The organism is Streptomyces sp. NBC_01237, from assembly GCF_035917275.1.
Classification (GTDB): domain Bacteria; phylum Actinomycetota; class Actinomycetes; order Streptomycetales; family Streptomycetaceae; genus Streptomyces.
Genome location: NZ_CP108509.1, coordinates 1,543,695 through 1,556,582 on the forward strand (window position 1 = coordinate 1,543,695; position 12,888 = coordinate 1,556,582).

Here is a 12,888-nt window from a genome sequence, read left to right on the forward strand (position 1 = left end):
CGCCTCCTCAGTCGAGGAGCAACTGGAGTCCGCCCAGCACGGTCGCCCCGATCACGATCCGTTCGAAGACCTTCTGGTTGATCCGGTCCACGCACCTGCGCCCGATGTACGCACCGGGGACGACGAACAGCACCAGGCACGCGTCCAGCAGCAGCGACCGGGCGTCGATGAGACCCAGGCCCACGCTGAAGGGCACCTTGGACGTGTTGACGATCAGGAAGAACCACGCCGATGTGCCAAGGAAGCCCAGCTTCCGGAACCCGGCGGAGAGCAGATAGAGCGACATGACGGGGCCGCCCGCGTTGGCGACCATGGTGGTGAATCCGCCGAGCACGCCGTAGACGCGCGCCGTGATCCGGCCGCCGCGCGAGGTGCCCCGCCGGCTCTCCGGCCCGGTCGCAGCCTGTTCATCGGTCGGCACCTTCTCATCGGATTCCGCCTTCGCCTCCGTCCCGGTCCTCGCCGCGACGGCTGACCGCCGGCGCCAGACGGTGACGCCCGACATGAACAGCAGGATCGCGCCGATCGAGGTCCGTACGGCGGCGTCGTCGGCCCACATCATGTAGAACGTGCCCGCCACCACGCCCACGGCGACGGCGGGGAACAGCCGCAGCAGTGTCGGCCAGTGCGCGTGACGTCGGTAGACCCGCACGGCGAGGATGTCGCCGGCGATCAGGATCGGGAGCAGCACCCCGGTGGATTCGCGGGCCGGGAGTACGGCCGCGAAGACCGCGAGGCTGATCGTATTGGCACCGCTGACGGCCGTCTTGGAGAAGCCGACGAGTGTGGATGCCGCCGCGAGCGCGGCCAGTTGCCAGAGTGTGATGGTGTCCATGCCGGATCAGATGGTAGACACACACGGTTTTCGGCGGGCGGTCGTGTCATTCCCTGGCGGGCGGCGGGGGGTTTCTGCCTATGCTGCGCCCCCAAGCGCTCATACGAAGCGTTCAAACGAACAGCGAGCGGCAGGAACGGCGAGGGGGCCAGGAGCATGCGGGAGCCGGTGGAACTGAGGCGGCAGCGAATACTGGCGGTGGTGCGGTCGCGGGGCGCCGTCAAGGTGAGCGTGCTCGCCGCCGAACTGGAGGTCTCGGTGGTCACGGTGCGCCGGGACGTCGAGGAGCTGGCCAGGGCCGGGCGGTTGCGGCGCGGCCACGGGGTGGCCCGCGCCGCCGGATCCGTCGAGGGGGCGGACGCCCTGCCGGCCGCCCGGCGGGAGGACCCGGCCGGGGACGGGGACGCGGTCGCCCTGGTCGTACCCGAGCGGCATTCGTATCTGTACGAGACGCTGCACGGCGCGCGCTCGGTGCTGGAGGAGTCCGGGATGCGGATCGCCCTGCACATCGCCCCGCAGGCCGTGGGCGCCGAACGGCCGCTGGTGGAACGGGCACTGGCGGGCGGGGCGCGCGGTCTGCTGATCGCTCCGCGGTGGCGCAGCGCGCTCTCGGAGGAGGCGGACTACGGCTGGCTCGCGGAGGTGGGGGTGCCGACCGTACTGATGGAGCGGCGGCCCCGGCCCGGCAGTGCGCTGCACGCGCTGGACTCGGTCTGTTCCGACCACTGGTACGGAACGTATCTCGCCGTGGACCATCTGGTGTCGCTGGGCCATCGCCGTATCGTCCTGGCCGCCCGGAACGACAGCCCGACGGCGCGCACGATCAGGGCGGCTTTCGCCGAGATCGCGGCCGCCCGGCCGGAGGTGGAGGACTGGTCGGTGGTGCTCAGCACCCCGGACGCGGTGCCGGGTCCGGGGCCGGAGGGGGAGGCCGCGGCCGCCGGGAGCGGGGCCCTCGGCGGTGGGGCGGCGGCGCCGGCCGGTCCGGGTGCCGGGGACGGCGCGGTCCCGGACCTGCTGTCGGTGCTGCGGGAGCGGCGGGCGACGGGCGCGGTGCTGCACGGCGACGTGGACGCGCTGATGCTGGTCCAGCGGCTGTCCGAGAACGGGCTGCAGGTGCCGCGCGACTGCTCCGTCGTGGCGTACGACGATGTGGTCGCGGCGCTGGGCAGCACCCCGCTGACCGCGGTGGCGCCGCCCAAGGCGGAGATCGGGCGGGCTGCCGCGGAGCTGCTCCTGTACCGGTTGAGCGGCGCGGACGGGGCGAGCGGTCCGGTGCGCAGGACGCAGTTGCTGCCCGCGCTGAAGGTGCGCGGTTCGGCGCTGCGGATCGACCCTCCCCAGGAGTGATCGTTTGACCGCTTTCATTTTCTTCTGAGCGATCTATTGACCCGTACCGATCAGCCGATCAGGATTCCCGTTGTCTCGGACAGGAGCCTCGGGAGGCACCCATGCCTGGTCGACAGAGCCGTCGATCCGTACTTGCCACGATCGCCGCGCTGCCACTGACGGGTGCGCTCAGCGCCTGCGGCAGCGGCGGATCCTCACGATCGGCCGGTACGAGCAGTACCAGCACCACGAGCACAGCCGGCAGCGCGAGCGCCGTCAGGAGCGGGGGCGGGCGGACCCGCGTCACCTTCTGGTCCTCCCTGCGCGGCAGCCAGGAGGTGGTGGACGCGTTCAACCGCGGCCACCGCACCATTCAGGTCGATTTCCAGCAGATTCCCTCGGGACCCCAGGGCGGGTACGCGAAGCTCAGCAACGCGGCACGGGCGGGCAACGCCCCCGACATCGCCACCCTCGAATACCCCCAGGTCCCCGGCTTCGCCATCGACGGCGTCGCCCGTGACCTCACCGGCCTGATGAGCGAGAGGCTGCGCGCCGCGCTGCTGCCCCAGGCGCTGGGGCTCACCACCTTCGACAAACGGGTCTTCAGCATCCCCCTCGACATAGAGCCGATGGTGCTGCACTACCGCACCGATCTCTTCGCGGAGTACGGCATCGAGGTGCCGCGCACCTGGCCGGAGTTCGAGGAGGTGGCACAGACCGTGCGCCGCAAGGGCGGTGACCGGCGGATCGCGCTGTTCCCGACGGACGGCGCCAACCACATGGCCGCGTACGCCTGGCAGGCGGGCGCCCAGTGGTTCGACACCGCGGGCGGTGCCTGGAACGTCTCGCTCGCCGACGCGCCGACCCGTCGTGTCGCCGCGTACTGGCAGCGCCTCATCGACCGGGACCTGGTCTTCATGAACCCGGTGGAGAGCCGGCAGAGCGATGCCCAGATCGGCAACGGGCTCGTTCTCGCCCGGTTCAGCGGTGCCTGGGACGCGGGTGCGCAGATGAAGGCCCGACCGGGCCAGAAGGGCCGGTGGGCCATCGCGCCGCTCCCCCAGTGGGATCCGGCGAAACCCGCCATCGGCACCCATGGGGGTTCGACCTTCGCCGTCACCGGGGACAGTGCGCACCCGGAGGCGGCGATGGAGTTCATCGAGTGGCAGGTCTCGCATCCGGACTCCTTGCGGGCCCGGCTCTCCAGCGGCGCCAGCAGCCAGTACCCGGCCGCTCCCGGCCTGGTGGCCGTGGGCAACAAGGCCTTCGACCGCGGGTACTACGGCGGCCAGGACATCTACACCCTCTTCGACGAGGAGGCCCGCAAGATCCGGGACGGCTGGATCTGGGGGCCCCGGATGACCGCCACCGGCAAGGTCATGCAGGACGGATTCGCGCGGGCGAGCGGCGGCCGGGGCTCACTGATCGAGTCGTTGAAGGCGGCCCAGCAGGGCACCATGCCCGATCTCCGGGCGCTCGGCCTCGCCACCACCGACCACTCCACCTGAGCGTCCCGAGTGCCCCGCCCGCCGTACTTCGCTCGGCGCTCCCACCCCGGCGCGCCCGTACCGCGCCGTGTCCGCGGCGTACCGCACGGCCCGATCGCGCCGACGGCCGCGCCCATGACCTCGTCCCCGCAGCAGAGAGGCAGGTGACACCCATGACCAGCACCACCCCTGTTTCCGCCCCGGCGAGCACCGCTCCACGAACGCCCCGTCCGCCGTCCGCCGCCGTACCCGCGCCCACCGCCCGCAGATCGGCGCGGCGCCGTGAACTCGGTGCGGCAGGTGCCCTGATGACGCCGTTCTTCATCCTCCTGATCACGGTCTTCCTCATCCCCGTCGGCACGGCCGTGTGGCTGAGCTTCTTCAGCGACGACCAGCCGGGACTGGGCTTCGGCCCCGAGCGCACCGTCTTCGTCGGGCTGCGCGGCTACACCGCCGTCCTGACCGATCCGACGTTCCTCGGCGGTCTCGGCATCGTCGCGCTGTACTGCCTGATCTACATTCCGCTGATGGTGGTCGGGGCGCTCGCCCTGGCCCTGCTGCTGGATTCCGGCGTGGTGCGGCTGCGGGCCACGGCCCAGCTCGCGCTGTTCCTGCCGCACGCGGTGCCCGGCATCATCGCCGCCATCATCTGGCTGTATCTGTACACCCCCGGGCTGAGTCCGGTGATCGAACTGCTCGGCAAGGCGGACATCACCGTCGACTTCCTGGGTGTGCACACCGTGCTCCCGTCGATCGTGAACATCGCCCTGTGGAGCAATCTCGGCTACAACATGGTCGTCTTCTACGCCGCGTTGCAGGCCGTCCCGCGCGAGGTGATCGAGGCCGCGGTCGTCGACGGGGCCGGACCCGTCCGTACCGCGCTCCAGGTCAAGGCACCTCTCGTACGGTCCTCGACCGTGATGGTCGCGATGTTCACGCTGATCTTCGCGCTGCAGCTGTTCACCGAGCCGATGCTGCTCGGCCAGTCGACCCCGATGATCAACTCCCGCTTCTCGCCCAGCATGTACATCTACGACGCCGCCTTCACCCGTAACAACTACGGCCTCGCGGCAGCCGCCTCGGTGGTCCTGCTGGTCTTCACGATCGCCCTCTCCTACGGCATCACCCGCTGGACCAACCGTGCCGACGCCGCCGAGGAGGACGCCCGATGAGCGCGTCGACCGCCACCCGTCCCACCGCGCCCCGTCCCACGGCCCCCCGAAGGACCGGCGCGCCGCGACCCAGGCTGCTGGGCCGGTCCGTCGTCAATCTCGTCATCGGCATCTCGGTGCTGTACACCCTGCTGCCCGTGCTGTGGCTGGTGCTCGCCTCCACCAAGGACCGGGACGCGCTGTTCAAGAGCTCGCTGCTGTCGTCGGGCGACTTCTCCTTCGTGCGGAACCTGACGGACCTGTTCGCCCTGGACGGCGGGCTGTACGGGCGCTGGTACGGAAACAGCCTGCTCTACGCGGTCCTCGGCGCGGCGCTCGGCGCCCTGGTCAGCATCGGCTGCGGCTACGCCTTCGACAAGTACCACTTCCGGCACAAGGAGAAGCTCTTCGGTCTGGTGCTGGCGGCCGTGATGGTGCCGCAGACCGTGCTGGCGCTGCCGCTCTATCTGATGGCTTCGGCCACCGGCCTGGTGAACACCTTCTGGTCGGTGTTCATCCCGGTCCTCTTCAACCCCTTCGGCGTCTATCTGGGCCGGATCTTCAGCCAGGGCTACGTACCGAACGAGGTGCTCGAAGCAGCGCGGGTGGACGGCGCGGGCGAACTGACCACCTACGTCCGGGTGGCGCTGCGGATGCTGGGTCCGGGCCTGGTCACCGTCTTCCTCTTCCAGCTGACCGCGATCTGGAACAACTTCTTCCTGCCCATGGTCATGCTCTCCGACCAGGATCTGTATCCGGTCAGTCTCGGGCTCTACACCTGGAACAGCGCCGCCAGTGTCTCCCCCGAGTACTACCCCGCGGTGATCATGGGTTCGCTGCTCGCGGTGCTTCCGCTGATCCTCGCGTTCGCCCTGCTCCAGCGCTTCTGGCGGTCGGGGCTCACGGCGGGCGCGGTCAAGTAGCCGGACCGCTCCGGCCGCGCCGCCGGGCGACAGCACCGCAACGGACCCCACGTACCAGGAGAGAGATGCACCGCACCACCGACACCACCTCCCCTCCGGCCGGCCGGCCGGTGCGCCGGCCGCGCGCCGCCCTCGCCATGCGGCCGGACGCCTCGGCCGCCCTGCTCACACCCGAGGCCCTGGCCGCGCTGGGCGAGGTGTGCGCGCTCACCCCGCCGCCGGTCCTCGACGACTTCACCACCGACCGGGCCCGCTCCACCCTCGCGGACGTCGAACTGCTGGTCACCGGCTGGGGCTGCCCGCCGCTGGACACGGACGTCCTGGCCGCCGCCCCCGCGCTGCGGGCCGTCGTCCACACGGCGGGCTCCGTCCGCGGCCATGTCACCGCGGCCTGCTGGGAGCGCGGCATCGAGGTCTCGTCGGCCGCCGCCGCCAACGCGCTCCCGGTCGCGGAGTACACCGTCGCGATGATCCTGCTGTCCGGCAAGCGGGCCCTGGAACGGGCCCGCGAGTACCGCGCCGTACGCCGCCGGGGCAACTGGCTCGGCACGCCGCCGGACGTCGGCAACTACGGCCGGACGGTGGGCATCCTGTCCGCGTCGATGATCGGCCGAAGGGTGATCGAGCTGCTGCGCCCGTACGATCTGCGGGTCCTCCTGCACGATCCGTACGTCTCCGCGACGGAGGCGGCGGCGCTCGGCGTCCGGCAGGTGGGGATCGGCGAACTCTTCGCGCTGAGCGATGCGGTGAGCGTCCACACCCCGCTGCTGACGGCCACCCGCGGTCTCGTCGGACGGGAACTCCTCGCCTCCATGCGGCCGGACGCGGTGCTGATCAACACCTCGCGCGGCGCGGTCGTGGACCAGGACGCCCTGACCGACGTACTCCGGCAGGACCGGATCCGGGCCATCCTCGATGTCACCGAGCCCGACGAACTGCCGGACACGCACCCCCTGTGGGAGTGCGAGAACGCTCTGATCACCCCTCATCTCGCCGGATCCCAGGGCAACGAATGGCGCCGGCTGACCGAACTGGCGGTCGGCGAGGCCGCCCGTTGGGCCGCGGGCGACGGTTTCGCCCATCCCGTATCACAGGAAAGGCTGGCGTTTCTCGCATGACCACCACCCCCTCCTTCGAACTCCCCCCGGAAGACCGCGGGTCGAGCCCGTACACCGGATACACCCGGGCGCACTGGGAGGCCGCGGCGGACGGGCTGCTGCACGCCGCCTGGCGGTGGGCCACCCCCGGCCGGGCCCTGCTCGACCTGCCCGGACGGCCGTCCGCCTCCGGGGTCCGGTCCGACGGTCTGGAGGGGTACGCCCGTACGTTCCTGGCCGCCGCTTTCCGGGTCGCGGGCGCCGGCGGCAAGGACCCGCACGGCTGGCTGGAGCGGTACGCGGACGGGCTGGGTGCCGGGACGCGGACGCCCGGACGGGACGACACGGAGTCCTGGCCGCTGATCCTGGACCACCAGGTGCAGGGGCAGCCCATGGTGGAGTCCGCGTCCGTCGCCATCGGGCTGCGGCTGACCCGGCCCTGGCTCTGGGACCGGCTCGACGAAGGGGTGCGGGACCGCGCCGAGGCATGGCTGCGGGGCGCGCTGCGGCACACCCCGGCACCCAACAACTGGTACCTCTTCCCGTACTCCGTCGCCGGGTTCCTGGAGTCGGTGGGCCGCGGCGACGCCGAGACCGCGCGGGCCAAGGAGCGGGCGCGGGAACTCCTGGAGGGCTGGTACCGGGGCGAGGGCTGGTACGCGGACGGGGACGGACGGTCCTTCGACCACTACAACGGCTGGGCCCTGCACCTGTATCCGGTGCTCGACGCGTATCTGTCGGGTGACGCGGAGCTGTCGGCACGCTACGGGGCACGGCTGCGGGAGCATCTGGAGAGCTTCTCGCTGATGTTCGGCGCCGACGGCGCTCCCCTGCACTTCGGGCGTTCCCTCTCCTACCGCTTCGCGGCGGGCGCGGCCGTCGGCATCGGTGCCGTCTCGGGGCACACCCCCCTGTCTCCCGGAGTCTCCAGGCGGCTGGTCAACGGGTCGCTGCGCTACTTCATGGAACGGGGTGCGACCGGGGACGACGGGCTGCTGTCGCTCGGCTGGCACGGCCCGCACGAGGCCACGCTCCAGACCTACTCCGGCCCCTCGTCGCCGTACTGGGCGTCCAAGGCGTTCGTCGCTCTGCTCGCCCCAGCGGAGCATCCGCTGTGGACGGCGGCCGAGGAACCGGCTCCCAGCGAGGGGCCCGACCGGGTGCTGTCGCTGTCGGCTCCGGGCTTCCTCGTGCAGTCGACGCGGGCGGACGGCATCGTCCGGCTGCACAACCACGGCAGCGACCACGTCCGGCCGCACGAGGGCGAGTCGGCGGCCGGTGAGGACCCGCTCTACGCCCGGCTGGCGTACTCCACGGCGACCGGTCCGACCGCCGCCGCGAACACCGCGGACAACCATCTGTCCGTGCGGGTCGGCGGGGCGCGCAGCTCCAGGCTGCGCATCCACCCGCTGGGCGCCGGGCACGGCGAGGGCTGGGGCTGGGCGGCGTCCTGGCACCGCCCGGTCTTCCCGACGGGGCCGGCCACGGTGCCGGGGCTGCGGGTGGAGAGCGTGACCGTCGTGCGGGGGCGCTACGAGCTGCGGGTGCACCGGGTGCTCGGGGCTCCGGACGGGGCGCGGGTCGAGCAGACCGGCTGGGCGACGGGCCCCGGGGAAGGGGTGCGGTCACAGCTGCACGGGCTGCACGGCTGGGAGACGGCACAGGACGTACGGGCGCCGCAGGGCACGGCGTTCACCCGCTGGGCGGTTCTGCCCCGGCTCGCCGCCGACGCGCGGGGCACGGTCCTGCTGGTGGCCCTCGCCTCGCTCACCGCCGAGCCCGACGCCACCGGACTCGACACGGTGGTGACCGGGGTGGAGGTGAACGGTGACGGCGTCGAGGTCACCTGGGCGGACGGTGCCGGGGGCGACCTGGCGGTCGACGGGTCACGGACGCGGATCGCCTTCGGGGCCGCGACGGTGACGGTGGACCACCGCCCGTAGTCCGGCCCTACACGTCCGTGCGGATCACCACGACGAGGGTGCGCGGGCCGTGGACGCCCTCCACGCGCTCCAGTTCGATGTCGGAGGTGGCCGAGGGCCCGCTGATCAGGGTCGTCGGCCGCTCCGGCACCAGCCCGGCGACGGCCTCCGGCACACCGACCCGGACCGAGGAGAGGTCCACGACGCAGACATGCAGATCGGGGACGAGCGAAAGGGCCCGCCGCCCCTGACCGGACGAACCGTCCAGGAAGATCGTGCCCGTCTCGGCGCAGCCGACGGCGGAGGCGGTCACCACGCCGTCCAGGGCGTCGAGGCTCGGCGCCGGAATGTCGGCCGAGTCCCTCTGGATCTCGCCGTCGAACGCGCCGAGCCATTCCTCGTCGAGCCCGGCCGGCACCCCGATCCGGCGGGCACCGCACTCCTGCAGGACCTCGGCGATCACCTCTGCGGTGCGGTCGGCGGTGCAGGGGTGGACGCGCGCCCTGTAGTCGACGAGCCGGTCGGTGAACAGGGCGAGGCGGACGTCGTCGGGCAGGGTGCGGCCGGTGCGGTACTCGCGCGGAATGACGGTCGCGGCGGTGGGTGCGAGGGCCAGGGCGTCCCGGACGCGGCCGAGCACGGTGTCACGGGCGGTGGTCACTTCTCGTCCTCCTGAGGTGCGTTGCCATGGGCTTCGGCCGCGGCGTCCCTCAGGGTGGCGGCGCCCTCCGCCGAGGCCAGCCAGGAGCGGAAGGTCTGCCGGGGCGGAGCCGCGGTGTCGCGGCTGTCGCTCCAGCCGCTCAACGGTGCGGGCAGATGCGACAGGGTGCCGTCCCGTCCGGCCAGGACCCGCCCGATACCGGCCGCCTTCTGCGCCGCGGTGAACAGCTTCGGCTTCCTCATCACGGTGGCGGCGGCCTTCATGGCCAGTTTCTCGGCCGTCGTACCGGACTCCTCCGTGTGCTGATGGCGCAGCTCGACCAGCATCGAGGGGATGTCGATCTTGACCGGGCAGGCGTCGAAGCAGGCACCGCAGAGGCTGGAGGCGTACGGCAGCGAGCTGTTGGGGTCGTCCTTGGCCGCGTGCATCCCGGCGAGCTGCGGGGTGAGCACGGCGCCGATCGGGCCGGGGTAGGTCGACCCGTACGCGTGGCCGCCGGCCCGTTCGTACACCGGGCACACATTGAGACAGGCCGAACAGCGGATGCAGTTGAGCGCCGCGCGTCCGACGGTGTCGGCGAGTGCCGCGGTGCGCCCGTTGTCGAGCAGGATCAGATGGAAGTCCTGCGGCCCGTCACCGGGCGTCACCCCGGTCCACATCGAGGTGTACGGGTTCATCCGCTCGCCCGTGGAGGAGCGCGGCAGCAGCTGGAGGAAGACTTCCAGGTCCGAGAAGCGCGGCAGCACCTTCTCGATGCCCATGACGGTGATGAGGGTGCCGGGCAGGGTCAGGCACATCCGGCCGTTGCCCTCGGACTCGACGACCGACAGGGTGCCGGTCTCGGCGATCCCGAAGTTGGCGCCCGAGACGGCGACCTTCGCCGTCATGAACTTCTCGCGCAGATAGGCGCGGGCGGCGGCGGCGAGGTGGGCGGGCACATTGTCGAGCTTCGGGTCGACTCCGGGGATCTCCTTGAGGAAGATCTGCCGGATCTCGTCCCGGTTGCGGTGGATCGCGGGCACCAGGATGTGCGAGGGCCTGTCGTGGGCGAGTTGCACGATGAGTTCGGCCAGGTCGGTCTCGTACGGGGTGATTCCGGCCGCTTCGAGGTGCTCGTTGAGACCGATCTCCTGCGTGGCCATCGACTTGACCTTGATGACGTCGCGGCTGCCGGTCGCCTTCACCAGCCGGGTGACGATCTCGTTGGCCTCGGCTCCGTCGCGGGCCCAGTGGACGGTGCCGCCGCGCTCGGTGACCTTGCTCTCCAGCTGTTCCAGGAGTTCGGGGAGCCGGTTCATCGCGTCGGTCTTGATGGCCGATCCGGCCTCTCGCAGCTGCTCCCAGTCCGGGAGTTCGCCGGTGACGTGGAGGCGTTTGGCGCGGATGGTGCGGGTGGCGCGGCCGAGGTTGCGGCGCAGCTGCTCGTTGCGCAGCTCGTCGTGGGCCGCCCGGGGGAAGGCCTGCTCGCCGCGCAGATTGCCCGTTCCGTAGGGGGAGCGGGGCGGGGCGGCGGGCATACCGAGGAACGTGCTCATACGGCGGCCTCCAGCGGGGCGTACGGCGAGGTGCGGGTGGCGGCGAGGATCTGGGCGAGGTGCAGGGTGCGCGTACCGGACTTGATCCGGGAGAGTCCGCCGCCGATGTGCATCAGGCAGGAGGAGTCACCGGCGGTGCACACGGCCGCCCCGGTCGTGGCGATATTGGTCATCTTGTCCTGGAGCATCGCGGTGGACGTCTCGGCGTTCTTCACGGCGAAGGTGCCGCCGAAACCGCAGCAGACATCGGCTTCGGGGAGCTCGACGAGGTCGATGGAGTCGACGGCGCGCAGCAGCTTCAGCGGCTTGTCACCGACCCGGAGCATCCGCAGGGAGTGGCAGGTGGGGTGGTACGTGACGCGGTGCGGGAAGTACGCGCCGACCGCGGTGACGTCGAGGACGTCGACGAGGAACTCCGACAGTTCGTACGTCTTCGCCTTGACGGTGGCGACCGAGGCGCGCAGCGCGGCGTCCCCGTACCGGGCGGCGACGATCTCGTGCTGGTGGCGCACCGAGCCCGCGCAGGAGCCCGACGGCATCACGACCGCTTCGATCGACGCGTCGCCGAACTGGTCGGCGAAGTTGCGCACCAGCGGGACGGGCTCGCGCTGGTAGCCGGTGTTGATGTGCATCTGACCGCAGCAGGTCTGCTCCGGCGGGAACACCACGTCGTGGCCCAGGCGGGCGAGCAGTACCGCGGTGGATCTCACCGCCTCGGGGAAGAGCGTGTCTCCCAGACAGGTGGCGAAGAGTCCGATGCGCATGGGGCCTCCCCGGTCGTTTGTATGGTCGGACCATACTAGTCTCAGTCCGTACGGGGAACCGGCGGGCACGAGAAAGGGACGGTGCGTCGCGCACCGTCCCCTCGATGGACTCCTGATCGCCTGCCCGGCCGGCCGTCCCGCCGCTAGGCCCCGGCGTTCTCGTCGACGAGCGTGCCGTGCAGTCCCCGGATGTGCTTTTCCACCAGATCCGCCGCCGCGCCGCCCCGCCCCTCGCGCACCAGGCGCAGCAGTTGCGTGTGCTGGGAGTTGAGCGCGCGCGCCGTGGCGGGCCAGTCCGCCGCCTCCTCCAGCGCGCGGAGAATCAACGGGCGTACCGACTCGCGTACGGCGGAGGTGAGAGTGGAGGTGAGCGCGTTGCCCGAACTGCGGGCGATCAGCACATGGAAGCGGGTGTCCAGGTCGTTGAACCGGGCCACCGTGACGTCCGGGTCCCCCATGCCCAGGAGCAGCCGCTCCGCTTCGTCGAGGTCCTCGTCGCAGGCGTGCGCCGCCGCGGCTTCGAAGCTGGACCGCTCCAGGACGACCCGCGCCTCCAGCACATCGTGGAGGCTGTAGCTGCCGAGCGCGAAGTGCAGGCGCAGCAGCCGGCCGAGGGCGTCGTCCGGGTTGCGGACGATACGGGCTCCGGAGTCCGGACCGCGTCCGGGCTGGGCCACCAGCACCCCGATGGTCTCCAGCACCCTGAGTGCCTCGCGCAGCGCGGAGCGGCTGACACCGAGCACCGGGGCCAGTTCCCTCTCGGGCGGCAGCCGGTCGCCCGCTCTGAGCTCGCCGGCGAACACCCGGTCCTCGATGCTCTGGAGAACGAGCTCATGCGTACGGGACTGCCGTACGGGCTGCCACTCGACGGGCATCCACCACTCCCTGCACGTCACGGACGGTCGAATTCTCAGACTATGTCACGCATGCCGTGTGGTCGGACCTCTCGCTCGGCAGGGCCCCCGCGACGTCTCACCCACCGCGATCCCGTTCTCGCGATGCGAGACGACTCATTCCGCTTCTCCGGGCGCGCCTACAGTGGCGCACATGTTCGGACCTGCCCGTCAGCTGGCTCTCGCGCTCTTCGCGGCCACACCGTGGAGCGTCGACGACGCGCTCTGTCGTCCCTGACGCACGCATTCCGGGGCCCGTTCCCACGCGCGCCCCCATCCGGTCCGCCCCTC

The 12,888-nt window shown here is 71.5% G+C and carries 11 protein-coding genes; 6 read left to right on the forward strand and 5 right to left on the reverse strand.

Going from position 1 to position 12,888, the window contains the following annotated elements; translation table 11 throughout:
• Positions 1-7 precede the first annotated feature (7 nt).
• Positions 8-835, reverse strand: a complete 828-nt coding sequence (locus tag OG251_RS42960) for a sulfite exporter TauE/SafE family protein (protein ID WP_326682699.1) — start codon at positions 833-835, stop codon at positions 8-10.
• 156 nt (positions 836-991) lie between these two features.
• Here OG251_RS42960 and OG251_RS42965 point away from each other — a divergent pair, with 156 nt between their 5' ends.
• The 6 genes from OG251_RS42965 to OG251_RS42990 all read left to right on the forward strand — a co-directional run bounded on the left by OG251_RS42965 (position 992) and on the right by OG251_RS42990 (position 8,765).
• Positions 992-2,185 carry a substrate-binding domain-containing protein gene (locus OG251_RS42965; RefSeq protein ID WP_326682700.1) on the forward strand — a complete coding sequence of 398 codons (1,194 nt, stop codon included), beginning with the start codon at positions 992-994 and terminating at the stop codon, positions 2,183-2,185.
• A 101-nt stretch (positions 2,186-2,286) separates the two neighbouring features.
• Positions 2,287-3,672 carry an ABC transporter substrate-binding protein gene (locus OG251_RS42970; protein ID WP_326682701.1) on the forward strand — a complete coding sequence of 462 codons (1,386 nt, stop codon included), beginning with the start codon at positions 2,287-2,289 and terminating at the stop codon, positions 3,670-3,672.
• A 152-nt stretch (positions 3,673-3,824) separates the two neighbouring features.
• Positions 3,825-4,823 (forward strand): carbohydrate ABC transporter permease, encoded by a 999-nt coding sequence (locus OG251_RS42975; RefSeq protein WP_326682702.1) that lies wholly within the window; start codon positions 3,825-3,827, stop codon positions 4,821-4,823.
• The gene (locus tag OG251_RS42980; RefSeq protein ID WP_326682703.1) at positions 4,820-5,725 is read left to right on the forward strand and encodes a carbohydrate ABC transporter permease; all 906 of its coding nucleotides are present in this window, start codon (positions 4,820-4,822) and stop codon (positions 5,723-5,725) included. The genes OG251_RS42975 and OG251_RS42980 overlap by 4 nt, the downstream gene beginning before the upstream one ends.
• 65 nt (positions 5,726-5,790) lie before the next feature.
• Positions 5,791-6,843, forward strand: coding sequence for a hydroxyacid dehydrogenase (locus tag OG251_RS42985; protein WP_326682704.1), 1,053 nt, complete (start codon positions 5,791-5,793; stop codon positions 6,841-6,843).
• Entirely contained in the window at positions 6,840-8,765 is a 1,926-nt protein-coding gene (locus tag OG251_RS42990) for a DUF2264 domain-containing protein (RefSeq protein ID WP_326682705.1), read from the forward strand. The genes OG251_RS42985 and OG251_RS42990 overlap by 4 nt, the downstream gene beginning before the upstream one ends.
• A 7-nt stretch (positions 8,766-8,772) precedes the next feature.
• On the opposite strand, the gene OG251_RS42995 is transcribed toward OG251_RS42990, so the two are convergent.
• The 4 genes from OG251_RS42995 to OG251_RS43010 form a co-directional block, all read right to left on the reverse strand.
• A complete protein-coding gene (locus OG251_RS42995; RefSeq protein ID WP_326682706.1) occupies positions 8,773-9,405 on the reverse strand; it encodes a LutC/YkgG family protein in 633 nt (210 codons plus the stop codon).
• Positions 9,402-10,940: a LutB/LldF family L-lactate oxidation iron-sulfur protein gene (locus tag OG251_RS43000; RefSeq protein WP_326682707.1), complete on the reverse strand. Its 1,539-nt coding sequence runs from the start codon at positions 10,938-10,940 to the stop codon at positions 9,402-9,404. The genes OG251_RS42995 and OG251_RS43000 overlap by 4 nt, the downstream gene beginning before the upstream one ends.
• Positions 10,937-11,704, reverse strand: coding sequence for a (Fe-S)-binding protein (locus OG251_RS43005; RefSeq protein ID WP_326682708.1), 768 nt, complete (start codon positions 11,702-11,704; stop codon positions 10,937-10,939). Before OG251_RS43005 ends, OG251_RS43000 begins: the two co-directional genes overlap by 4 nt.
• 143 nt (positions 11,705-11,847) lie before the next feature.
• Positions 11,848-12,579, reverse strand: coding sequence for a FadR/GntR family transcriptional regulator (locus tag OG251_RS43010; protein ID WP_326682709.1), 732 nt, complete (start codon positions 12,577-12,579; stop codon positions 11,848-11,850).
• Positions 12,580-12,888 lie beyond the last annotated feature (309 nt).